The following is a 23,483-nucleotide window of genomic DNA, read 5'->3' as shown; positions in this document are numbered from 1 at the left end:
ACAACCGTGCAGCAAGGTTCCGAGAACTCTTCCCGTCGCGGCCGTCGCTCCTCCACCATGGGCGGCATGCCGCTCAACGACCTTCCGTGGTGGCGCTGGCGCAGCAACGTGCGCTCGGCGCTGCACATGCTCTCCGACCCCGTCTTCCACCGCGAGTGCTGGCTGGCCGGCCGCGAGGGGTACGGCGACGTCACCGACGCCGTGTACCGCCTGGTCGAGGACACCTGGCTCGACAACTGGTCCGCCGAGAAGTACGTCGGCACGATCTTCCGGGACGCCACCGAGGCCGCCCTCGTGGACGCCGCCGTGCTCCGGGTGCTGCGCATCCTGCACCAGGTCGGAGCGGACGCGCCCGTCTCCGTCTACCTGGAGCACCCCGGCTGGCCGGAGGCGGTCGCCGCCGCCCGCGAGGCGCATGTGCTGCTCGCCTCCAACGACGGCGAGGACCCCGGCACCCCGCCGCGCTCCCTGGACGTCCTCCGCATTCTGACCAGGTCCGCCTGATGCCCGGCCGGTGTGGCACGCTACGGGGATGACCGCGCCGCAGCCTGCCCCCGACCAGTACGTCCTCACGCTGTCCTGCCCCGACAAACAGGGCATCGTGCACGCCGTGTCGAGCTACCTCTTCATGACCGGCTGCAACATCGAGGACAGCCAGCAGTTCGGGGACCACGACACCGGGCTGTTCTTCATGCGCGTCCACTTCTCGGCGGGCACCCCGGTCACCGTCGACAAGCTGCGGGCCAGCTTCGCCGCGATCGGTGACTCCTTCGCCATGGACTGGCAGATCCACCGCGCCTCGGAGCGCATGCGGATCGTGCTCATGGTCAGCAAGTTCGGCCACTGCCTCAACGACCTGCTCTTCCGGTCCCGGATCGGCGCCCTGCCGGTCGAGATCGCCGCCGTGGTGTCCAACCACCCGGACTTCGCCGAGCTGGTCGCCTCGTACGACGTGCCCTTCCGGCACATCCCGGTGACCCGCGACAACAAGCCGCAGGCCGAGGCGGAGCTGCTGGACCTGGTCCGCGAGGAGAACGTCGAGCTGGTCGTCCTGGCCCGCTACATGCAGGTCCTCTCGGACGACCTGTGCAAGCAGCTCAGCGGCCGGATCATCAACATCCACCACTCCTTCCTGCCGAGCTTCAAGGGCGCGAAGCCGTACCACCAGGCGCACGCGCGCGGTGTGAAGCTCATCGGCGCCACCGCCCACTACGTCACCGCCGACCTGGACGAGGGCCCGATCATCGAGCAGGAGGTCGAGCGCGTCGGCCACGGCGTCACCCCGACCAGCTCGTCGCCATCGGCCGCGACGTGGAGTGCCAGGCCCTGGCCCGCGCGGTGAAGTGGCACGCGGAGCGCCGCATCCTGCTCAACGGCCGCCGCACGGTCGTCTTCGACTGAGCGGGGTGCTCACAGCCTGCTGAGCGAGGCGGCGGCGCACAGCACGTCGCTGATCGCCTCGCGGTCCCCGCGCTGCCCGGCCGCCGCGTCCACCGGCCGTACGTGCCCCGCCACCAGCCGGCAGAACTCCACGCCCTCCAGCGCGACCTGCGCCACCACCTGCTCGGCGGACCCGCGCGCGGCCGGGGAGTCCAGCGCGATGTACCAGTCGCCCCCGCCCGAGCCCTCGATCTCCAGGTGCAGCGAGCGCCCCGGCGACCCGGCCGGCACCAGCCGCCTGGCCGGCCCCGCGAGCCCCGCCCGGCGCCGCAGCGCCCCCGGCAGCATCCGGGCCGCCAGGTCGATCATCCGGTGCAGATGCCCGGCGGCCGGCGGCTCGTACGGGTAGTCCACCGCCTTCGCGATGTCCCGCCCGTGCACCCAGCACTCGAAGGCCCGGTCCAGCATCGCGTCCTGCAACGGCAGCGCGAAGCTCCCGTACGGCACGGACAGCTCCGAGGCCCCGCGCCGCGCGAACGACACGGTCCTGATCAGCGTGTGGCTCTGCTCGCGCCACGGCTCACGCACCGCGCGGGTGGGCGGGCGCCGGGCGGACGACCAGTACGCCTCGGTGCGCGCGGTCGGCGTGAGCGGGGCGCCGGGGAGCGGGTCGTCCAGGCCGAGCGCGGCGCCCACCAGGCCGTCCACGCTCATCAGGTGCCCGATCACCCCGGCGACCGTGGTCCGGCGGCCCGCCTGCCGTTCGTCCTCGAACCACTTCAGCCGCACCGGGGCGTGCCACTCGGCGGCGTCGATGTCCCGCAGCAGCGCGTCGAGCCGCGCCGTCTCGGCGTCGTACGGGGCCGCCCAGTCCGGCACCGGGATCTTCGCGGGGCGGCGGCTCAGGCAGCTCTCCAGCACCCGGGACCGCAGCAGCGGATCGAGATCCAGGCTCCGGTCGGTGTGCAGCAGCCCGACCGCGTCCCGCAGCCGCTGCGCCTCCTCGGCACAGGGGGCGCACTCGGTGAGGTGCGCCTCGACGGCCTCGGTCTCCTCGGCCGAGCACGCGGCGAGCGCCCAGGCGCCCAGCAGGGCCTGGAGCACCCGGTGCGGGAGGACGAGGGCGGGCGTCGCGGGGCGCGGTACGCGTTCCGCTTCGGGTTCCGGTTCCGGCCGGGCGGGCTCCGGCGGCGGTACGCGCCCCAGGTCGCCGAAGTCGTCCGCGGCGGGCCTGGGGCCCGGTATGCGCCGGGCGCCGCGCACCTCGTCGCGGCCCTCCTCGTCCGGGTCGCCGCCCGCACCGCCGCTCACAGCGCCCTCCCGTATCCGGGCGGCGGGGCGCCCTCGACCGGCCGGGTCCGGGCGGTGGACAGCAGCTGGAGCCCGAGCCGCAGCCGCCGCCGCGCCTCGTCCTCCGTGACGCCGAGGTCCGCCGCGGTCTGGCGGTAGTCGCGGCGCTGTACGTAGGCCAGCTCCAGGGCCGCCCGCAGCGGCGCCGGCATGGAGGCGACGATGTAGTCGGCCCGGGCGGCGGCGGTGGCCCGGCGGACCCGCTCGTCCAGGGCGTCCGGATCGTCGGGGTCCTCGTCGTCGTCCGGCTCGCCGCGCAGCCGCCGTACGGACTCGCGGTGCGTGAGGAAGGCCAGCCAGGCCCGCATGGAGCCCTGCTTCGGGTCGTACATGTCCGGGTTCTCCCAGACGTAGCCGAAGACCTCGCGGGTGACCACGGCGGCGGCGTCCTCGTCGTCCAGCATCCGGTTGGCCTGGCTGTGGACGAGGGCGGCGAACCGGTCGTACATCTCGCCGAGGGCGGCGGCCTCGCCGCGCGACAGCCGCTGCTGCATCCGGCGGTCCCAGCGGGGTGGTGCGTTTTCGGCCATCTGCCCCCCAGCCCTCCACCGTCGGACCTGTGCGTCCCTGTCCCACTCGTCCTGTCCGAATGTAGTCCCCACCCCCGGAGAAGCACGCCCCTTTACGACAAGTACGTCCCGGGAACACGCCCTCTTTGCGAGACGCGTGTTTCGCGAGGGACGTACGGGGGCAGCCGCCAGGCAGGAACGCTAACTTCCGGATCACTGGGGCTGCCCCGGAATCCCCGGAACGAGAGGCCCAGTCGCGTGACCCTGAAAGTCTCGGAGACCGAGCGGGGCGGGTGGACCGTGCTGCACATCGGCGGCGAACTGGACCTGCTGACTTCGGCCACCGTCCGCCAGTCCGTCCACGAGGTGGTGGCCGTCGGCCGCCACGACGTGGTCCTCGACCTGTCCGGTGTCCAGTTCTGCGATTCCAGCGGGGTCGGGGTGCTCATCGCCCTGCGCCGCCTGATGCGGTCCTGCGGCGGCCGGCTGCGGCTGATCCTGCCCGCCCGGGGCGCGGAGGAGGGCTCCCACGTCAACCGCGTGCTCGCCGCCCTCGGCGTGCGGCGCTTGTTCGATGTCTTTCCGGACTGGGACGCGGCCGTGGACGAGGAGGCCGAGCCGCTGACGGCCTGAAACGGCCGTCGCCGCACCGGCGCGTGCGGAGCTGTCACAGGGCTGAGCCCGGTAAGTGACACCTGACGCCCGAAGGCGTCGTACGCTCCCCGCATGGACAGCGCAGAGTATGAGCGCAAGATCGCCTTCCGCTTCGCCGCCTTCGACCAGGACGGCAACGGATACATCGATCGCGCGGATTTCAACGCCGCCGCGGCCCGTCTGCTCACCGAGTTCGGTACGACGGCCCGCTGCGACAAGGGCCAGGCGCTCTACAACGGCGCCGAGGCGTTCTGGCAGGGCATGGCGGGCATCGCCGACGTGGACGGGGACCAGCGGGTCACCCGTGAGGAGTTCGTGGGCGGCGCGGTGAAGCGGCTGCGCGACAACCCGGAGCGGTTCGCGGAGATCGCCCGCCCGTTCCTGCGCGCGGCGCTCGCGGTGGCGGCGGGGCCGTCCTCCGACGGCCGGGCGCCGGTGCAGGCCGTGGAGCGGGCCCTGAAGGTCCTCGGCGCCGGCCCGGACGCGGCGGCGTTCGCCGCGCAGAGCCTGGACACGGACCGGGACGGCGGGGTCGTCGAGGAGGACGCGGTGGCCGCGCTCGCGACGTACGTGACGGTGATCGAGCCGGACTAGTCCGGAACGCCCAGGGGCACCCGTGCCAGGGGTACCCCTGGGCGTGACGCAGCGCTACGACCGGTCACCGATACCGGCTTGTGTCCTTTGCGTGATTCGTCACGGCGTGGAGTCGGCGCCCGGCTCGGGTACCCTCCGTGGGATGCGAGTGGTTCTGGAACCTGTCGGTCCGGACGCGGCCTGCGCGGCGCGTCGGGTCCGGGTGAGGTGCTGTTCGACTCCCCGCAATGTGCGTCGCACAGTATGCACTACGCGTACTCCTTCGCGCTGGAATATGCCCGAAGCGCTTGTTGCGGTGACTGTACGTCAACCATGCTGTCGTGCAAGGGAATCACGTTCCGTGACCCTGTGGAGGCGCGAGGCGATGTGTCCGCCGGTTCGGATGGTGTGAGCGGTGCAGGTGCTTCAGGTTCAGTTGGAGGTCGGGCCCGACCCCGCGGAGGTCGGACGGGCCCGCAGATGGGCGCGCTCACGGCTCGCCGGCTCCGGCGTCAGAGACGACGAGCCGCTGGCCGAGACCCTCATCCTGCTCATCTCGGAGCTGGTCACCAACGCGGTGGTGCACACCGGCTGTCCGGCCGTGCTGCGCATGCTCTTCGGCCCGGCGGGCGCCCCGGGCGGCGCCGGGACCGTGCGCGTCGAGGTGGCCGACGCCAGCTGCCGCCCGCCGCAGCAGCGGCACGCGCGGGGTGAGGACACCGGCGGCCGGGGCCTGGAGCTGGTCGACGGCCTCGCCGACCGCTGGGGCTGGCAGCCGGAGGGCGCGGGCAAGCGGATCTGGTGCGAGGTGGACCGCAGCGTCCCGCTGATCCAGGTCAAGCTCCAGCCGGGCACCCACGGCGCCGAGCCCGCGGTGCCCTAGGCGCTCCTCCCCGCCGTCGAGCGGAACGTGCGGCGGTATACCGTCGGTGAGACGCCCAGTGCCGCCTGGAGGTGCTGGCGCAGCGAGGTGGAGGTGCCGAAGCCGGCGTCCCGGGCGACCTGGTCGATGGACAGGTCCGTGGACTCCAGGAGCCGGCGCGCCAGCTCCACGCGCTGCTGGGTCAGCCACTGCACGGGGCTGACGCCGACCTCCTCGCGGAACCGCCGGGTGAACGTCCGTACGCTCATCGACTCCTGCCGGGCCATGTCCCGCAGCAGGATCGGCCGCTCCAGCCGGGCCAGCGCCCAGGCCCGGGCGGTGGTCGTCGTGGCGTACTGGGTGTCCGGCACGGGCCGCTGGATGTACTGCGCCTGGCCCCCGTCCCGGTGCGGCGGCACGACCGTGCGCCGGGCGACGTCGTTGGCGACCGCGGTCCCGTGGTCGCGTCGCACCATGTGCAGGCAGAGGTCGATCCCGGCGGCCACCCCGGCGGACGTCAGCACGTCCCCGTCGTCGATGAACAGGACGTCCGGGTCGACCCGGACCCCGGGGAAGAGCCGCTGGAAGTGGTCGGCGGAGGCCCAGTGCGTGGTGGCGGGGCGCCCGTCGAGGCAGCCCGCCGCGGCCAGGACGTAGCTGCCGGTGCAGATGGACACCATGCGGGTGCCCGGCCGGATGTACGCGAACGCGGCGGCCAGTTCGTCGGAGAGCCGGCCCTCGTCGTACACGGGCCCCAGTTCGTAACTGGCCGGGACGACGACCGTGTCGGCCGTGGCGAGCGCCTCGGGGCCGTGCCCGACCATGATGGAGAAGTCCGCGTCGGTGTGGACGGGGCCCGGCGGCCTGACCGAGCAGGTCACCACGTCGTACAGCTTCCGCGTCCGGTCCTGCGGCTCCGGGGCGCGGGCGAGCCCGAAGATCCGCTGGGGGATGCCCAGTTCGAAGGGGAGCAGCCCGTCGAGGGCGAGGACGACGACCCGGTGCGGCACAGCGGACTCCCTTCGGCCGGCAGGGGCCCGGGAAAAGGCCCTAGCTGGTATAGACCATAAGCTGATACATGTCATCGGTGTGAAGGAAAAGTCAGCAGACTCCGTGTGCATTCCCGCCACGGACCCCCAGGCCGCCGCCCTCGGTGGCCCGTCCCCTCTCCCGCCCCTGCCGCCCCTGTTCGAGGAGTCCGGCAGGCAGCTCTGGAACCGCAACTTCAGGCTGTTCTTCGTCGCCCGGACCGCCGCGCTCTTCGGTGACGGCATGATCCCCGTGGCCCTCACCGCCGGACTCCTCGGCGCAGGGCGTCCCGCCTCCTCGGTCGGTTACGCGCTGGCCTGCTGGATGGGCCCGCTCGCCGTCTTCGTCCTCTTCGGCGGCGTCCTCGCGGACCGGTTCACGCCGCGCCGCATGATGATCATCGCCGACGCGCTCCGGCTCGTCGGCGCCTCCGTGCTCGCCGTGACCTTCGCGACCGGCAATCCGCCCCTGTGGGCGGTGTACGCGCTGAGTTCGGTCGCCGGTGTCGGCGCGGCCCTCTTCCAGCCGGGCGTCGCGTCCACCGTGCCGCGCGTCGCCCCGGACGTGCAGCGCGCCAACGCCGTACTGCGCGTCTCCGAGGCCCTGATGACCATGGCGGGCCCGGCCTTCGCGGGCGTCCTCGTCGGCCTGGCGAGCGCGGGCGCGGTCTACGCGGCCAACGCCTCGACCTTCCTGGTCTCCGGGGTGTGCCTCTTCCTGCTCCGGCTGGCCCCGGCCCCCTCGGACGGGACACCGCGCGGCTCGTTCCTCGCCGAGCTGGTGGACGGCTGGCGCGAGTTCACCGCGCGCAGCTGGCTCTGGGGCGTGATCGCGGTCTGGACGGTGTACGGCTTCGCCGTGCTCGGCCCGATGCTCCCGCTCACCGCCGTCCGCGTGACCGAGGCGCACGGCTCGGGAACGTACGGCGCGATGATGGCGGTGAACGGCGCGGGCAGCGTCGTCGGCGGCCTGCTCGCCCTGCGCCTGCGCCCGCGCCGCCCGCTCGCGGCGGGGGCCGTCGCGCTCACCGGCGTCTGCGCGAACCTCGTCGTGCTGGGCCTCGGGCTCTCCGTACCGGCCCTGGGCGCGGGCCAGTTCGTGGCGGGCGCGGCCTCCGCGTTCTGGCTGGTGATGTGGTCGACCACCGTCCAGACCCACGTACCGCCCGAATCCCTGAACCGCCTGCACGCGTACGACGTCGCCGGCTCGCTGCTCATGGTGGCGGCGGGCCGCGCCCTGGCGGGCCCGCTCGCGGACGAACTGGGCGCGCCGGAGGTGCTGTTCGCGGGTGCGGTGGTCAACGTCCTGGCGGTGGGCGTGCTGCTGGCGGCCCGCCCGATCCGCCGCCTGGAACGGATCGGCTGAGTTCCGGGGGCTCCGCCCCCGGGCCCCCGCTCCTCAATCGCCGGAGGGGCTTGATTGCGCCGCGTCGCTCCCTTCGGCCCTCGCCGGCGTTCGAGGCGCAGGGTCCGGGGCGAGGGTGGCCCGATCCTTGCGAACCGTGGCCCTCGGGCCACTCGTGGGGGAGGGCCGCCGCCCGGATGCTGGGCGGGTGAATCCGACAACCGAGAGCGTCGCTCCCGTCGCCCCCGCACCGAACGCCCCCGGGAAGCCCGGCCGGTGGCGTATCCACCGTGCCTGGATCGTCGCCGCGGTCACCTTCGTGACGATCATCGGCGGGGCCGCCTTCAACTCGCTGCCCGGTCTGCTCTTCGACCCGCTCCAGGACGAGTTCGGCTGGTCGCGCGGGCAGATCGGGCTCGCCGTCTCCATCGACATGGCGCTGTACGGGCTCACCGCGCCGTTCGCCGCCGCGCTGATGGACCGGTTCGGCATCCGGCGAGTGGTGGCCGTGGCGCTGAGCGCGGTCGCGGCCGGGGCGCTGGCGAGCGTGTGGATGACGGCCGCCTGGCAGCTGATGCTCTACTGGGGCCTCCTCGTGGGGCTCGGCACGGGCTCGATGGCGCTGGCGTTCTCCGCGACGGTCACCAACCGCTGGTTCACCGCCCGGCGCGGGCTGGTGACCGGTGTCCTGACCGCCGCCGGGGCCTCGGGCCAGCTGGTCTTCCTCCCCCTCTGCGCCTGGATCGTGGACCGGCACGGCTGGCGCCCGGCGTCGGTGACCGTGGCGCTGGCGGCCCTGGTCGTCGTCCCGTTCGTGTGGCTCCTGATGCGCGACCACCCGGCCGACGTGGGGCTCGCCCCGTACGGCGGGGAGTACGCCGAGAAGCCGGCGCCCGCGCGGGGTGCGGCGCGCCGGACCGTCCGGGTGCTGTTCGACGCGGCGCGCACGGGCCCGTTCTGGCTGCTGGCCGGGTCCTTCGCGATCTGCGGCGCGTCCACCAACGGCCTGATCCGTACGCACTTCGTGCCCTCGGCGCACGACCACCACATGCCGATCACCGCGGCGGCCTCGCTTCTCGCGGTGATCGGGATCTTCGACATCGTCGGCACGGTGTTCTCCGGCTGGCTCACGGACCGCTTCGACGCGCGCCGCCTGCTGGCGGTGTACTACGGGCTGCGCGGCGTCTCGCTGCTCTTCCTGCCGCTCCTGATGCAGGCCACGGTGGAGCCGCCGATGGTCTTCTTCATCGTCTTCTACGGCCTGGACTGGGTCGCCACGGTCCCGCCGACGCTGGCCCTGTGCCGCGAGCAGTACGGCGACGACAGCGCGATCGTCTTCGGCTGGGTGCTCGCCTCGCACCAGGTGGGCGCGGCCCTGGTCGCCTTCCTGGGCGGGGTGGCGCGGGACTACTTCGGTACGTATGACGTGGTCTGGTACGCGGCGGGGGCGCTGTGCGCGGTGGCGGCGCTGATGGTGCTGGTGATCCGGCGTGGGGCGCCGGCCGTGCGGCTGGCGGCGTAGGGCCGGAAGGCCCGTCGGCTCGGCGCCCGTCTCGGGGCGGCTCGTGGTGGCCGAGTGCGAGGACCGTTCGTTCCACCCGCTGACCCTCAACGCCCCTTGCGGGCGACCCGCTTCGCGATCCTCTCCGCGTCCCTGGCCAGTTCGCGGAGCATGCCGCTGATGGGGTTCGTGAAGCCGGTGAAGTACAGGCCGGGGGCCTGCTTGGGGGTGCGGGGGCCGTGGACCACCGGGCGGCCCCGGTCGTCCAGGACGCCGAGGTGGCCGACCAGGGGTTCGAGGGCGCGGCGGTAGCCGGTGGCCGCGATCACGATCTCCGGGGTGGCCCGGGTGCCGTCCGCGAGGACCACCGCGTCCTTGTCGAACGACTCGACGGCCGCCACGGGTTCGGCCCGGCCGCGCTTCACCGCGTCGATCAGACCGACGTCCTGGACCGGGATCGCGCCCTCCTTGACGCGGGAGTACAGACCGGTGTCGGGGCGGGGCAGCCCGTGCTCCGAGAGGTCCGGCACGGCCGCGCGCGCCATCAGGCGGCCGGCCCGGTCCACCAGGGCGACGGGCAGCCGGCGGACCAGGATGCCGGTCGCCTGCGCGGGCCAGCCCGCCGTGGAGCGGCGCACGATGTGCGGGACGGTGCGCACCGCGAGCCGTACGCGCGAGGCGCCGCCCTCCACGAGGTCCACGGCGATCTCCGCGCCCGTGTTGCCGACGCCGACGACCAGGACGTCCCTGCCCGCGTACGGGGCCGGGGAGCGGTAGTCCGAGGCGTGCAGCAGCTCCCCGGTGAAGGTCTCGCGGCCGGGCCAGTCCGGCAGGCGCGGGGTGTGGTTGAAGCCGGTGGCGACGACTACGGCGCGGCCGGTCAGCTCGCGGCCCCCGCTCGCGCTCAGCCGCCAGCCGGTGCCGTCCGCCGCGCGGTCGATCCGGGAGACCTCGACGCCGGTGATGACTTCGAGTTCGTGGTGTTCGGCGTACTTCTCCAGGTACCGCACGACGTTGTCCCGGGCGACCCAGCGGCCGAACTTCCTCGGCATCGGCAGCCCTGGCAGCGCGGACCAGCGCCGGGTGGTGTGCAGGTGCAGCCGGTCGTAGTGGCCCCGCCAGGAGGCGCCGACGGCCCCGGACTTCTCCAGGACGACCGCCCGGACGCCCCGCGCGCGCAGGGCGGCCGCCGCGGCCAGTCCGCCCGGGCCGCCGCCGATGACGTAGACGGGGCGGTCCTCGGTGAGGTCGGTGGGGGCCGGGGAAGTGCTACCGGCGGTAGGTGCGCTGTCGGACATGAATCGGAGCGTAATCGCGTGACTCCTTGATGGGTCTCGGTCAAGACCGGAATCGATTGCGAATTGATCACGCCCGAACGCGGGTCTCGAACGCGGGTGCGGGGCGCGGCACCCGGGCGCCGGCCGGATCGCCCCCGGTGGCACGCTGGGGGTGCCCGATCCGTACGGCCGTGAGGGAAGCGATCCGTTGAACACCGGCAGCTACTACGAGCGCATCGACGCCCACCGCTACAAGCCGACCGCCCACGCGAGCGGCGCGTGGAGCACGGACGAGGTGCACTTCAGCCCGTTCGGCGGGCTCCTCGTCCACGCCGTCGAGCGCCATCTCGCGGAACGGCCCGGCGAGCGGCTGCTGTTGTCCCGGATCAGCTTCGACATCCTCGGGCGGCTCGCCCTGGACGAGTGCGAGATCCGCGTCGAGACCGTCCGCCCCGGCCGCACCATCGAGCTGGTGGAGGCCTTCGCGCTCATCGCGGGCCGCCCGGTCGTACGCGCCAGGGCCTGGTCGCTCGCCCCCGTCGACACCACCGAGGTCGCCGACGGCGAGGACGACCCGCTCACCCCGCCCGAGGCGCTCGCCCCCTGGCCGATGGCCGACCTCTGGCCCGGCGGCTACATCGCGTCGCTCGACGTCCGCCCGCTCGCCCCGCCGCTGCCCGGCCGCACGACCGCCTGGATCTCCACCCCGCTCGACCTGGTCGCGGGCGAGACCGCCGGGCCGCTGGCCTCGTACGTGGCGCTCGTGGACACCGCCAACGGCATCGCCGTACGCGAGCAGCCCACGGAGTGGATGTTCCCGAACGTGGACCTGACGATCCATCTGCACCGCCAGCCGGAGGGCCGCTGGACCGGCCTGGACACCACGGTCGTCTTCGGCCCCACCGGCCAGGGCCTCACCAGCACGGTCCTGCACGACGTCAACGGCCCCGTCGGCCGGGCCGAGCAGATCCTCACCGTACGGCCCCTCTAGCGCCTGCGGCCCCGCTCCAGCCACGGGCCGAACTCGCTCTCCAGGACCAGCCGTCCGAGCTTCCGGTACTCCGCGAGGACCGCCGCGACCAGCTGCTCCGTGTCCAGCGGACGGCCGGACTCCGCCGCCTGGTACGCGGCAGTCACCGCACAGGCCCGGATCGAGCCGCCGGTCAGCTCGAACCTGTCCGCGCACGTCGCCAGGTCCAGGTCCGGGGCGCGGGGGATCTCCGTACCCAGGCAGCGTTCCCACAGGGCGAGGCGCTGCTGCGCGTCCGGTACGGGGAAGTCGGCGACCACGTCCAGGCGGCGGGTGAACGCCTCGTCCAGGTTGGCCCGCAGGTTGGTCGTGAGTACGGCGATGCCGTCGAAGGACTCGACGCGCTGGAGCAGGTACGCCGACTCGACGTTCGCGTGCCGGTCCTGGGCGTCCTTGACCTGCGAGCGCTTCCCGAAGACGGCGTCCGCCTCGTCGAACAGCAGCACCGCGTTGACCTCGGACGCCTCCACGAAGATCCGTTCCAGGTTCTTCTCGGTCTCCCCGACGTACTTGTCGACCACGGACGACAGGTCGACCACGTACAGCTCCATGCCCAGGTCCGCCGCGACGACCTCCGCCGACATGGTCTTGCCGGTCCCGGACTCCCCGGCGAACAGCGCGACGATGCCCCGCCCCCGGCCGCCGCCCGGCCGCATCCGCCACCGCCCGAGCACCTGGTCGCGGTGGCGGGCGCGCAGGGCCAGGTCGGAGAGCTGGCGGCGGGTCGCCGGGGGCAGCACGAGGTCGTCCCAGCCGACGGTCGGCTCGATGCGCCGGGCGAGGCGGGCGAGCCCCGCGCCGTTCTGCGCCCGGACGGCGGTCCGCAGATCGGCGGGCTCCACCGGGCGGCCCTCCTGCGCGGCCAGCCGGACGGCCACGTCGGCCGCCCGGCGGATCTGGCCGGAGTCCAGCCGGTACGCCCGGGTCGCGTCCGCGAGCAGGGCGTCGGCCTCCTCCGTCCCGGCGGCGAGCCCGGCGGCGGCACCGGCCCCGGTGAGCGCGGAGCGCCACCGCCGTACCGCGTCCGCCGGGTCCGGCGGCGGGACCGCGACCGTGACCGGGCTCTCCCCGGCCCACAACGGGTCCCAGTGCTTCCGCCCGTACACGAGCAAGGGGGACAGGCCGCCGACCGCCGCGCACAGCGCCCCGACGAGCGCCGCGCCCTTGGGCTGTTCCGGCGCCAGTGCCTCCAGCGGGCCGAGGACGAGCCCGCCGCCGCTCAGCCGGGCCTCGGCCGCCAGCAGCCGGGCGGCCCGCGCGGGCTCCGGCGCCGCCGCCAGGGCCGCCGGGTCCACGATGAGCGGGCGAAGCCCGGACGCGGTGAGCGCGGCGACGGCGAGCCGGGCCGGGTCACCGCCCCGGTCCAGTAGATGCGTGAACCCGCTCCCGGTCCCGGCCGCCGCCGCGACCCTCCGCGTGACCGGGCCGCCGTCCGGCTCGTCGCCCGGTTCCGCGACCCGGACCAGCCCGTGCAGCCGCGCGTCCACCTCGTCGTCGCCGAGCAGATGCGCGGTGACCCGGTCCGGGACGCGCAGCACCCGGGAGAGCAGGGGGCGTTCGGGCTCCAGCACCTCCACGAGCCCGCCCGCGACGAGCGGCGCGGACGGCGCGAACCGGAACCGGCCGGGGCCCGCGCCGGGCAGCCCGCACAGTTCGAGCGCCAGGCCGATCGTGGCGCGGCGCCGTGTCAGGTCGTCGTTGAGATACCCGTACAGCCGCTCGAACCGCGCGTCGACGTCCGGCGCCATGGCGACGAGCAGCAGGTCGACGTCCGGCCCGGTCAGCCCGAACCGCCCGGCCAGCTCCGCGATCCGCCCGCGCTCGGGCGGCGCGCCGGGACCGAGGTCCGGTACGGGGAGGAACGCGTCGCGCGAGTCCAGGACGCGTTCGGCACCGGCGGGCGTGAGGTACTGGCCGCGCAGGGGATCGTCCGGCGCGGGGTCCCCCTCGTGCCGGAGCGCGACGGCGACCCGCACCCGCCGCTCGACGTGCCCGAGCCGTTCCCAGAGTTCGGCGAGGGCGGTGTCGGGGGCGGAGAGCCGCTGAGCGGTGGTCACTGGGCGGCCCCGCCCCCGCGCTTCCGCCGCCCCGGTGGCAGTCGGCGCTCCCGCTCGGCCGCGAAGCCCTCGCCGGACGCGGCCGTGGGGCCCTCGTAGCGCAGGCGGCGGCCCGGGTCCGTCGCCTCGCCGTCCACGGCGGCAGCCGTGCGTACGAGCAGGCCCTCGGTGACCGGCGGCCCGGCGGGCGCCACCTCGCCGGAGAGCGGGGCCCAGACGCGTACGTCGATCGCGGCCTTCAGCTCGCCGCCCAGCGCGGACCAGACGTCCACCGTGGACGGGCGGTCGCCCGTGCCGGCCGACGCGGCCTCCATCTCGACCGTGAGGGCGAGGTCGGCGAGGCTGCCCGTGAGCATGCGGGCGGGCATCGCGCGGGTGCGGATCAGGCAGCGCAACACCTCGGAGAGCAGGCGGTGTTCGTCCTGGGGGCGGTTGGTCCAGGCCGTCACCAGGTACGTCAGCTCGAACCAGCGCGGGGGCTCGCGGCGGCCGGTGACCAGGCCCTCCGCGTCGTACTCCTCCGACGTGCCGCTGCGGCGGCGCGTCGCGTCCTCGCGGATGCCGTACAGGAAGACGCTCACCGTGGGCGCGTTGCGGCGGGCGGACCAGTCCTTCGTCGGGGCGTCGAAGACCAGGTCCACGCCGCTGTCCTCAAGGCCCGCGTCCACCAGCAACAGCCGCAGCGCCTCGTCCACTTCGTGGATCACCGGCGCCCCATCTCGTCCGGCGGCACCAGGTTGCCCGTCACCACGAGGAAGTCCGTCTTCACCGGTGAGAAGCCGGGCCCCGACGCGGTGATCGTGCGCGGCCCGGTCCGGTCCTTGACCAGGATCAGGAGCTGGGCGATGAACGTGCCGTCCCGGCCCGGCAGGGTGGGCGCGGCGGCGGCCGTGATCCCGGGCTTCCAGGCCAGTTTCACGGGGACTCCGGGCGGGAAGTCCTTGCCGCGCACCGAGGTGACGAAGCCGGGCTTGCCGATCTCCGGCACCGAGACGATCCGGGGCTGGAGGATGCGCAGCGGGATGCGCGAGACGTTGTCGCCCCGGTCCGCGTCGGTGCCGGTGGTCGTCAGCGTGCCGGTGATCCGGGTCCGCAGGGCGTGGTCCGGGGCGAGCACGACCCGCAGGACCGAGGAGGCGCCGGGCGCCAGGTCGGGCAGCGCGCACACCTCGCCGGTGCAGCCGGGCGGGAGCGTGGCCACGGGGATGCCGGAGGGCAGCCCGAGCCGCAGCCGGAGGCCGGTGGCGAGGGCGTTCTCGCCGTTGCGGACGGTGTACGTGACCACGACCCGGCCGCCGACATAGCCGGGGCTGGGCTGCGCCCGGACGACGACGCCGGGACCGGCCTCGGGCGCGGGCGGCAGGGGCGGCTGCGCGGGCGGCTGTGCGGCCGGGGGCGGCAGCTTGGGCGGGGTCGCCGGTCCGGAGGGCGGCGGGCTGGGCAGGTCGGGCGTGGTGCGCACGCGTACGGTCGTGCCGGTGGCGTTGTCCGTGGGGTTGGGGTCGACCACCGACCCGTTGACCGACCAGCCCAGCTGCCAGGGCCCGTTGGTGACGCCGATGAGCCGCACGGTGACCGGGACCTCGTCGCCGGGCGCCAGCACGCCGAGGTCGCAGACCGGGGAGTCCTCGGCGCACGGTCCCGTGGGTGTCGTCATGCCGTCCAGCCGGACGCCCGGCGGGAGGTCGGCGACCAGCGTGGTGCCGGGGGACGGGGCAGGTCCGTTGTTGGTGACGGTGACCGTGACGGTCACCGAGGAGCCGTTCTCCACGGTGGGCGCGGTGGGCGGCGCGGTGACGGCCAGGTCCACCTTCTGCTGGAACGCGGGCTCCTTCTGGCGGCCGGGCAGCCGCGCGGTGAGCGGGGTCAGGGTGCCGGTGGCCAGGTCGAGTTCGGAGAGCTGCTCCGGGGAGCTGGGCGCCCGGTCCCGGCGGTGGCTGAGGACCAGCCGGGAGGCGTCCGGCGACCAGGCCACGTCACGCGGCTGGTACGGGCCGGTCGTCTCGACGTCCGGGATCGGCGCGGCGCACGCGGTGGGGTCGTCGTTCCGGCCGGTCGGCAGGACGACCCGGCAGTTCGTCCCGTCCGGCGCGACGACGACGACGCTGGCGCGCTGGTTGATCTGGTCCGCCCGGTCCTTGCGGTTGAAGGCGATGGACCTGCCGTCCGGCGAGAACGCGGGGCTGTCGTCGATGACCTTGCACTCGCCGGGGCAGCCGCCGGCCCGGCTGAGGTCCCGCTGCTGCTCCAGCGCGTCCAGCGGGGCGGTCCAGATGTGCTTGATGCCGCCGAGGCCCCGGACGACCTCGGCCCGGGTGAACGCCAGCAGGGTGCCGTCCGAGGACCAGGCGGGCTGTGCGTCGGCGCCGGTGACCTCGCCCTCGGGCGGGACCACCTCACCGGTGACGCGCCCGGAGGCCACGTCCGCGACGAGCACCCGGCTGGTCCAGGAGCCGTCCGTACCGGGCGTGGACCGGGTGAAGGCGATCCGGGTGCCGTCCGGCGAGAACGAGGGGTCGGTGTCGCGGTCCCGGGGGCCGCGCCCGTCCAGCTTCATGGCCGAGGGGCGCGTCCCGTCCGTGTCGGCGAGCCAGATCCGCTGGACCCGCTGCCCGTCGATCGTCTCGAACCGGGTCACGGCGATGCGCCGCCCGTCGGGCGTGTACGTCTGCCGCTCGGTCCAGGGGTCGTAGCCGGGGCGGGGGTGGAACAGCGGGTCGTCGGCGGGGTCGTCGCTGGTGTTGGTCCTCGCCTCGGGGTCCTCGCGCAGGACGTCGATCCGCAGGTCGCGCGGGTCGGAGCCGTCCTGCCGCATGTCCTGGAGCGTGACGAGGTCGGCGTCCTTCGTGGTCCTGCGGGTGACGATCGTGGACCAGGAGTCCGGGGTGCCGAGCACCGCCGGGGGCCCGACCTCGCGGTCCTCGTCGAGCACCATCCGCGGGGCCGGGTCGTCGAGCGACGGGATCCGGTAGACGTGGTCGTAGACGGAGCAGCCGCAGTCCGTGTTGGGGCTGAGGAAGAGCAGGCCCTCGCCGTCGGGCAGCCAGGCCGACGAGCGGGTGCCCCAGTCGTTGCCGAGGCCGGTCAGCACGGGCCGCGCGGTCCCGGGCCCGTCGGTGACCCGCAGCCGGTGCCCGGTGTCCGTGTCGGAGGCCGGCTCGACGTGCAGCGTGTACGACACGCGGGACCCGTGGGCGCCGTCGTCCACCGGGTTCCACTCGGGCTCGTCCGCGTCGCCCTCCGCGCTGTCGCTGAGGCAGGTGACCGGGCCGCCGTCCAGGTCGCGTGCGTAGATCTGGGTGCCCGGCTCGGGTCCGCCGTCGCTCGCGTACGCGATGCGTTTGCCGTCCGGGGAGAGCGTCGGGTGCGTCTCGTCCGCCGGGGTGTCCGTCAGCTGCCGGGGCTTCGCGGACCCGTCCGCGGGCACCGACCACAGGTCCCGGCGGCCGCCGTTGCCGGGCGAGTCGAAGACCACGGTCCTGCCGTCGCGGGAGAGTTCGGGGTGCGCGGCGTCCATGCCGGTGGTCAGCCGCCGTACGGTGCCGTCCGCGCCGCGCACGTACACCTGGGGGCGCGTCTCGTCCCGGAGACCGGTGAAGACGAGCGTGTCGCCGCGCCCGTACGGGTCCTGGTCGTAGTGGGCCGGGACGCCGCCCCCGAACAGGTCCTCGGTGGCCGCCTCGGACGTGACCCGGCCGAGGCTGCGGTGCCCCGTACCGGCGAAGGCGATCCGCCCGGTGTCGGTCACCGCCTTCGAGGCCGCGGCGGCCGGCTGGGCGCCCTGCGGGGCGGACACGGACCCCGCCACCAGCAACGGCGTCAGCAGCACCACGGCACCGCCGAGCCGGCGCAATCGGGGACCTCTTGCCGGGCCAGCAGGACCGCCCACGGTCCACCTCACAGTCTGGGTCGATGGTTCTCCACCATGAGCATCCGCCGACGGGGACCGGCGGAACAGGGCCGGGAGTACCCGGGGTGGGGGAAGAAGGGGTGCCCTTTGCGGCTGCCCGGCCGGTCAGGGCAGCTGCGTCGTGCCGTAGGTCTGGGCGACGAAGTTGAAGCGCAGCACGAACTGCGCGTGCCAGTTGTTACCGGCCTGCGCGGACAGCGGCTGCCGCCACCACTTCATCCGGGTCTGCGGGAAACGCTCCTGCTCGGTCGGCTGGGGGTCCCCGAGGTAGAGCGCGTGGGCGTTCCAGCCGAGCATGCCGGCACCCCGCACCCGCTCGGCCACCGCGCCGGAGGACATCGCGGTCAGGGCCTCGATCACATGCTCCACGCTCATGCCCGGCGCGTTGCTCAGCGACGTGGTGATCCCGGCCGCGTGGGCCAGGCTCTCGATGAGCTCGACGTGCGCCTGCCCGTCCTCGGCCATCCGGATCACCAGAGTGAAGCCGTGTCCCGCGTACTCGATGCGGAACACCGATTGCAGGCCGGTGTCCCACGCCTCCCGGATCGAGTCCGTCAGGGTGCGCACCGCCGCCTGGAACTCCGGGATGTCGGCGGCCCTCTCCGGGTTGGGCCCCTGCTGGGGCGGGTTCGCGGCGGGGTCGGTGAGCACCGGGAAGAGAGCGTGCGCGGTGGGGAAGCACGCCGCGTACTCGATCGGGTCCTTCAGGTTGCTGTCCAGGATCTCGGGCGCGATGTCGTGCGCGCCCATCGGGTCGTACGCGGGGTCGAGCAGGGCGTTGATCACGTTCTCGCTCGTCGTGCCGATCCTGGCGGCCAGTTCACCGATCTGCGCCCCGTACTGGCCGAGCCCCCCGGCGATGTTCCGGCCCATGGTCTGCTCCGGAGCCCGCTGCACGACGCCGTCCGCCGCCGCGTGGGCGTGCTCGTGCGCGTGGCCCTCGTGCGCGGCCGGGGCCGCGCCCCGCATCACCCGGTGCGCGTTGGCCTCGGCGTCCCGCTCGAAGCGGTCGGCCGGGTCGGAAACCCGCAGCCCGGAGCCGTTGTCGCTGCCGGAGACGGGGCCCTGGCGCTGCTGGATGACGTGGGTCAGCTCATGGGCCAGCGTGTGCTTGTCGCCGCCGCCCTCGCCGATGACGACGTGGTGGCCGCTGGTGTACGCGCGGGCGCCGACCCCGGCGGCGGACGCGCGGGCCGCCGCGTCGTCGTGGACGCGTACGTCCGAGAAGTCCGCGCCGAGCCGGGACTCCATCTCCGCGCGCAGCGAAGCCTCCAGGGGCCTGCCGCTGCCGCTCAGCACGTCGTGGACGGCCGAGCGCTGCACGGCGGGCTGCTCAGGGGACGCCTCCCGCGCCTGCCGCAGCAGGTGCAGGGCCGCCGCGTTGCCCAGGGTGCGCTGGACTTCGAGGAGTTCGGCCCGTTCGGCGGGGGACGGGCCGCGCGAAGGGGCGGACCGGGTCTCGGCGGTCCGGTCGGTGCGGTGCTCACGCTGGGACAACGGTCTGCCTTTCCACGAACGGTCACCGCCACCAGACCGGTCCGGCCCGGTCCGGGGCAAGGGGCACCGGGGCAGACCCCGGGACGCGGTCCCCGGCCGGACGGCCGCGCCGGGGCACCGAGGGGGCAACAGCGGCTGCCCTCCCGGTGCCGGACCAGGGCCTGTCCGACAATTCCCGTCTGCCGGGCGACGCCATGCACGCACTCTCGCGTCAGATGAGCCCGTGACGCATCGCGTACCCCACCGCGTGCGCCCGGTTGCGCAGGTTGAGCCGGGTCGCGACCTCGTGCAGCACGTTCTTGACGGTGCGTTCGGAGTACGAGGTCTTCTGCGCGATCTCCGCCGTGCCGTACCCCTCCGACACCAGCCGGATCATCTCCGCCTCCCGCGTCGTGAGCGTGGACAGCGAGAGGCCCCTCGGGTCCAGGACCGAGCGGTGCAGGCTGCTGACGTGGTCGATGAGCTTGCCGAGGAGGTCCCCGGGAAGGACCCCCTCGCCCTTCGCGACGGCCGTCACGAGGTGGACCAGCCGGTCCTGGTCGGCCTCCCCGCGCCGCAGCACGGCGGCCACCCCGTACTCGATCAGGGTCTGGAGGGCGCCCGCCTCGAAATAGCCGACGACCAGGCCGGTCCGGGTGGCCGTATTGCGCTGGAGGCGGTGCAGGAGCTGGACGGCGGGCTCGTTCACCACGTCCACCACCACCAGGGAGACCTGGGCCCGGTCCGCCTCCTCGTCCGGGATCAGCTCGATCTCCGGGCGTCGGCGCAGCTGTTGCACCACCCCGGTCCGGAGGATCAGGTCCTCCGCGTACACCGCCACCGAGACCCGGCCGGACGCCGGGGCGGGTATGCCGGGCGCGGGCTGCTCGGGCGGGGCGGGGGTGCGCGGGTGCGCCGCCCCCAAAGCCGTCCCCGTCGCCGTCCCCGTCGTCGTCATGTCTGTCGTGATCGTGGTCATGTGCTCGTCCTTCTGGGCCGCTTCCGCCGAATTCCGTTACGTCCGGTGCCGTACGCGAACGTCCGGGAGGCGCAGGGCGACCTGGCCCGGGGATGCGGTGCGGGCATCCGGCGCGGGTGTGCCCCCGGGGCACCGCCCCTGCCCGCACATTGCCCTCGCGCCCCTGCTGCCGGGGGCGCGGTGCGGCCTAACGTCGCAGGGTGACCACATCTGCCGAACTCGCAATGCCCACGGTGACGGTGACGCCCGGCGCCGAAGCGACGACCACGCTCACCGTGCGCAACGACGGCGACATCGTCGAGGCGTACACCCTGGACGTGGTCGGCGACTGCGCGGCGTGGACCACGGTGGAACCGGCCCGGGTCTCCCTCTACCCCGGCACCTCCGAGACCGTCACGGTGCGCTTCGCGCCGCCCCGGTCCCACGAGGTCCGCGCCGGTGAGAAGCCGCTGGGCATACGGGTGCTGCCCGCCGAGCACCCCGAGTCGGTGGCCGTCCCCGAGATGACGGTGGTGATCGAGCCGTTCCACGAGCTGCGCGCACGCCTGGAACCGGGGCGCCGCCGGGGCTGGCTGGGGGCCCGCTTCCGTACCGTCGTGCAGAACCTCGGGAACGCGCCCACCGAGGTGTCCCTCGCGGGCCGGCAGCAGGGCGAGGAACTGCGCCTCGCGTTCACGCCGGAGCGCCGGAAGCTGGAGCCCGGCGAGTCCGCCGAGGCGGGCCTCAAGGTCCGGGCCCGCAAGCTGATCTGGTTCGGTGCGCCGGCCGCCTGGCCGTTCGAGGTGGTGGCCGGGGAGCCGGAGGACGCCGAGCGCCCCCCGGAGGGGCGGCCGGAACCGCTCCAGGGCGAGTTCGCCCAGATCCCGGTCTTTCCGAAGTGGCTGCTGATCCTGCTCGCGGCGATCCTCGCGCTGCTGCTCGCCTGGTTCGCGCTGGTGCGCCCGGCCGTCCGCTCCACCGCCAAGGAGGCGGGCGCCAAGGCCGCGCAGGAGGAGAACCGGCAGCCCCGGCAGGGCGGTTCGGCATCCGGCGGCGGGCAGCAGGACCCCCAGGGCAAGGGGGAGGGCTCGGCGGGCGCCGACGGGTCCGGCGGCGGCTCGGGCGGTTCCGGCTCGGGCGGCTCCACCGGCGGTTCGGGTGGCTCGGGCGGCGGAGGGAACCCGCAGCAGATGTCCGAGACCATCGACGTGCAGACCGGCGCCGGGGGCCGGAAGACCGGTACCTATGTCGTTCCGGAAGGCAAGACTTTCGGGGTCACGGACATCGTCGTCGCCAATTTCCAGGGCGACGAAGGGCTGCTGACCATCTCCTTCGGGCAGCGGAAGATCACCACCATTGCCCTGGAGACGTTCAGGAACCAGGACTATCACTGGGTCACCCCCATTCAGATACCGGAGAAGGCGGCGGTCACCGTTTCCGTGACCTGCGCGAAGCCGGGGACTCCGGCCACCGGTAAGCAGGCTTCCGGGTGTCACCAAGTGCTCAATGTCAGCGGTGAGCTGACCGATGTCCCGCGAGACGAACGATAGCGCCGGGACCCCGTCCCACTGTTCCGGCTGTGTGAACAGACGGGTTTCCCACCTGCGAGGATGCGCCACCGGGCGTTCATCCGGATGTGTCCCTCCACACACCCGGACACGCCCGGAACGACTGGACGCGTAAATGCGCGGAGCGCGGGCAGCAGGTGAATCGGGCCGATTCCCCGGTCATTCCCGGGCATTTCCGGAAGTGGCGAATGGACTGGACCACTCAGGTCACGGCGGGGTGGAGCGGATCGGGCCACTCCCGGTTGCCCCGGCCGACCGTGGAAATTCAGCCGAATCCCCTCCGGGCGCCGGGTAGTTTCTGGCTGAAATTAATCGTCGGCGCGGGGGCGTGGCCGGGTGGGCCCGGAAAGGCAGTGGCCCTGCCCCCGGGCCAGGACTTTGGGGCCTACTGTCCGTGCGTACGGGCTGGCGAGACTGGGCGGGCGAACGTCTGACCAGCCGAAGGAGCGAGCATGCCGTCGTACCTCACCCCAGGTGTATACGTGGAGGAGGTGCAGTCCGGAGCACGGCCCATCGAGGGTGTCGGCACCGCGGTCGCCGCCTTCGTCGGCTTCGCGGAGACCGGCCCCTTCCACCGGCCGACGCTGGTGACCAGCTGGGACCAGTACGTTTCGACGTTCGGCACCTTCACCCCGGACACGTATCTGACGCTCGCCGTCCACGGGTTCTTCAGCAACGGCGGCGGCGCCGCGTACATCGTGCGGATCGGCGGTCCCGCCGAGGACGCGCCGCAGGACGACGCGCCCGCCACGGCGCCCTCCGTGGCCGTCGGCGGCTTCCTGGTCTCGGCCCGGCCGGGCGCCGGCGACGGGATCTCCATCGAGGTCGCCGACGCCGAGGGCGAGAACCCGCCGGAGGACCGCTTCCGCCTGCTGGTCCGGCAGGGCGGCAAGGTCGTGGAGACCTTCGATACCTCCGTACGCAAGAACGTGAAGGGCTACCTGGTCACCCAGGCCCGTCAGTCCAAGCTCATCGAGGTCACCGAGCAGCCCGGCGCGGCGCAGTCCCGCCCCGAGAAGCAGAGCCTGACCCTCGCGCCCGCCACCCCGGACGCGTCCACCACCGGCCGGACCGGCCCCACCGAGTACGTGGGCGACGCCTCCGCCCGTACCGGCATCGCCGCCCTTGAGGCGATCGACGAGATCACCATGGTCGCCGTCCCCGACCTGATGAGCGCGCACCAGCGCGGCGACCTCGACGACGAGGGCGTCCGGGCCGTGCAGCTCGCCCTCATCGCGCACTGCGAGCAGATGGGCGACCGGGTCGCCGTCCTGGACACCCCGCCCGGCATGAACGCCCAGCGCGTCCGCACCTGGCGCAACGACGACGCCGGCTACGACTCGCGCTACGCGACCGTGTACTACCCCTGGCTCAAGGTCCTCGACCCGGCCACCGGCCGCCAGACCCTGATGCCCCCGAGCGGCCACGTCGCCGGCGTGTGGGCCCGCAGCGACGGCGAACGCGGGGTGCACAAGGCGCCCGCCAACGAGGTCATCCGGGGTGCGCTCGACCTCGAACTCCGCCTGAGCCGGGGCGAGCAGGACCTCCTCAACCCGATCGGCGTCAACTGCGTGCGCGCGTTCCCCGGCCGGGGCATCCGGATCTGGGGCGCCCGCACCCTCTCCTCCGACCCGGCCTGGCGCTACCTCAACGTCCGCCGGCTCTTCAACTACCTGGAGGAGTCCATCCTCCTGGGCACCCAGTGGGTCGTCTTCGAGCCCAACGACGACCGCCTCTGGTCGAGCATCCGGCGCAACGTCACCGCGTTCCTCTCCGAGGAGTGGCGCCGGGGCGCGCTCTTCGGGCGTACGGCGGAGGAGGCGTTCTACGTCAAGTGCGACCGGGACAACAACCCGCAGGAGTCCATCGACCTCGGCCAGGTCGTCTGCGAGATCGGCGTCGCGCCGGTGAAGCCGGCGGAGTTCGTCGTCTTCCGCCTCTCCCAGTTCTCGGACAGCACGAGCCTCGTGGACGAGTGAGCGCACTCCCTCTCCCGCGGTAACTC

The 23,483-nt window shown here is 73.8% G+C and carries 18 protein-coding genes and 1 pseudogene; 10 read left to right on the top strand and 9 right to left on the bottom strand.

The window, feature by feature from the left end:
* Positions 1-66 precede the first annotated feature (66 nt).
* A complete protein-coding gene (locus NEH16_RS13540; protein WP_242441966.1) occupies positions 67-504 on the top strand; it encodes an SCO4402 family protein in 438 nt (145 codons plus the stop codon).
* Between the two features lie 28 nt (positions 505-532).
* A pseudogene (purU, locus tag NEH16_RS13535) lies at positions 533-1,401 on the top strand (formyltetrahydrofolate deformylase).
* Between the two features lie 9 nt (positions 1,402-1,410).
* On the opposite strand, the gene NEH16_RS13530 reads toward purU, so the two are convergent.
* Complete coding sequence (locus tag NEH16_RS13530) at positions 1,411-2,691, bottom strand: maleylpyruvate isomerase N-terminal domain-containing protein (protein WP_265542385.1); 1,281 nt, start codon at positions 2,689-2,691, stop codon at positions 1,411-1,413.
* The gene (locus NEH16_RS13525; protein WP_265542383.1) at positions 2,688-3,260 is read right to left on the bottom strand and encodes an RNA polymerase sigma factor; all 573 of its coding nucleotides are present in this window, start codon (positions 3,258-3,260) and stop codon (positions 2,688-2,690) included. The genes NEH16_RS13530 and NEH16_RS13525 overlap by 4 nt, the downstream gene beginning before the upstream one ends.
* A 237-nt stretch (positions 3,261-3,497) precedes the next feature.
* On the opposite strand from NEH16_RS13525, the gene NEH16_RS13520 reads away from it, so the two are divergent.
* From NEH16_RS13520 to NEH16_RS13510, 3 genes are all read left to right on the top strand, one after another.
* Positions 3,498-3,872: an STAS domain-containing protein gene (locus NEH16_RS13520; protein ID WP_018101410.1), complete on the top strand. Its 375-nt coding sequence runs from the start codon at positions 3,498-3,500 to the stop codon at positions 3,870-3,872.
* 93 nt (positions 3,873-3,965) lie between these two features.
* Entirely contained in the window at positions 3,966-4,487 is a 522-nt protein-coding gene (locus NEH16_RS13515) for an EF-hand domain-containing protein (RefSeq protein ID WP_073964585.1), read from the top strand.
* Between the two features lie 394 nt (positions 4,488-4,881).
* On the top strand, positions 4,882-5,349 hold the full coding sequence (locus NEH16_RS13510; RefSeq protein WP_265542380.1) for an ATP-binding protein: 468 nt from the start codon (positions 4,882-4,884) through the stop codon (positions 5,347-5,349).
* Here NEH16_RS13510 and NEH16_RS13505 read toward each other — a convergent pair.
* A complete protein-coding gene (locus NEH16_RS13505; protein ID WP_265542378.1) occupies positions 5,346-6,338 on the bottom strand; it encodes a GlxA family transcriptional regulator in 993 nt (330 codons plus the stop codon). The genes NEH16_RS13510 and NEH16_RS13505 overlap by 4 nt on opposite strands.
* A gap of 103 nt (positions 6,339-6,441) precedes the next feature.
* Here NEH16_RS13505 and NEH16_RS13500 point away from each other — a divergent pair, with 103 nt between their 5' ends.
* Positions 6,442-7,722, top strand: coding sequence for an MFS transporter (locus NEH16_RS13500; RefSeq protein ID WP_265542376.1), 1,281 nt, complete (start codon positions 6,442-6,444; stop codon positions 7,720-7,722).
* A gap of 187 nt (positions 7,723-7,909) precedes the next feature.
* Positions 7,910-9,223, top strand: a complete 1,314-nt coding sequence (locus NEH16_RS13495; RefSeq protein WP_265542374.1) for an MFS transporter — start codon at positions 7,910-7,912, stop codon at positions 9,221-9,223.
* Between the two features lie 86 nt (positions 9,224-9,309).
* Here NEH16_RS13495 and NEH16_RS13490 read toward each other — a convergent pair whose 3' ends face one another.
* Positions 9,310-10,500 (bottom strand): flavin-containing monooxygenase, encoded by a 1,191-nt coding sequence (locus NEH16_RS13490; protein WP_265542372.1) that lies wholly within the window; start codon positions 10,498-10,500, stop codon positions 9,310-9,312.
* Between the two features lie 187 nt (positions 10,501-10,687).
* Here NEH16_RS13490 and NEH16_RS13485 point away from each other — a divergent pair, with 187 nt between their 5' ends.
* Positions 10,688-11,470, top strand: a complete 783-nt coding sequence (locus NEH16_RS13485) for a thioesterase family protein (protein ID WP_265542370.1) — start codon at positions 10,688-10,690, stop codon at positions 11,468-11,470.
* Here the strand turns inward: NEH16_RS13485 and NEH16_RS13480 are convergent.
* The 5 genes from NEH16_RS13480 to NEH16_RS13460 all read right to left on the bottom strand — a co-directional run bounded on the left by NEH16_RS13480 (position 11,467) and on the right by NEH16_RS13460 (position 19,931).
* Complete coding sequence (locus NEH16_RS13480) at positions 11,467-13,566, bottom strand: ATP-binding protein (protein WP_265542368.1); 2,100 nt, start codon at positions 13,564-13,566, stop codon at positions 11,467-11,469. The genes NEH16_RS13485 and NEH16_RS13480 overlap by 4 nt on opposite strands.
* Positions 13,563-14,273: a DUF4255 domain-containing protein gene (locus tag NEH16_RS13475; RefSeq protein ID WP_265542365.1), complete on the bottom strand. Its 711-nt coding sequence runs from the start codon at positions 14,271-14,273 to the stop codon at positions 13,563-13,565. Before NEH16_RS13475 ends, NEH16_RS13480 begins: the two co-directional genes overlap by 4 nt.
* Positions 14,270-17,455, bottom strand: coding sequence for a hypothetical protein (locus NEH16_RS13470; RefSeq protein ID WP_265542363.1), 3,186 nt, complete (start codon positions 17,453-17,455; stop codon positions 14,270-14,272). Before NEH16_RS13470 ends, NEH16_RS13475 begins: the two co-directional genes overlap by 4 nt.
* A gap of 126 nt (positions 17,456-17,581) precedes the next feature.
* On the bottom strand, positions 17,582-18,973 hold the full coding sequence (locus NEH16_RS13465; RefSeq protein WP_374215655.1) for a DUF4157 domain-containing protein: 1,392 nt from the start codon (positions 18,971-18,973) through the stop codon (positions 17,582-17,584).
* A gap of 211 nt (positions 18,974-19,184) precedes the next feature.
* A complete protein-coding gene (locus NEH16_RS13460; protein ID WP_265542361.1) occupies positions 19,185-19,931 on the bottom strand; it encodes a helix-turn-helix transcriptional regulator in 747 nt (248 codons plus the stop codon).
* Positions 19,932-20,155: 224 nt separating this feature from the next.
* On the opposite strand from NEH16_RS13460, the gene NEH16_RS13455 reads away from it, so the two are divergent.
* Positions 20,156-21,460, top strand: a complete 1,305-nt coding sequence (locus NEH16_RS13455) for a hydrolytic protein (RefSeq protein WP_265547178.1) — start codon at positions 20,156-20,158, stop codon at positions 21,458-21,460.
* Between the two features lie 470 nt (positions 21,461-21,930).
* On the top strand, positions 21,931-23,457 hold the full coding sequence (locus NEH16_RS13450) for a phage tail sheath family protein (RefSeq protein ID WP_265542359.1): 1,527 nt from the start codon (positions 21,931-21,933) through the stop codon (positions 23,455-23,457).
* Positions 23,458-23,483: the final 26 nt, after the last annotated feature.

The sequence above is a fragment of the Streptomyces drozdowiczii genome, assembly GCF_026167665.1.
Classification (GTDB): Bacteria; Actinomycetota; Actinomycetes; order Streptomycetales; family Streptomycetaceae; genus Streptomyces; species Streptomyces drozdowiczii_A.
This window is presented reverse-complemented; position numbering and strand designations above follow the sequence as displayed.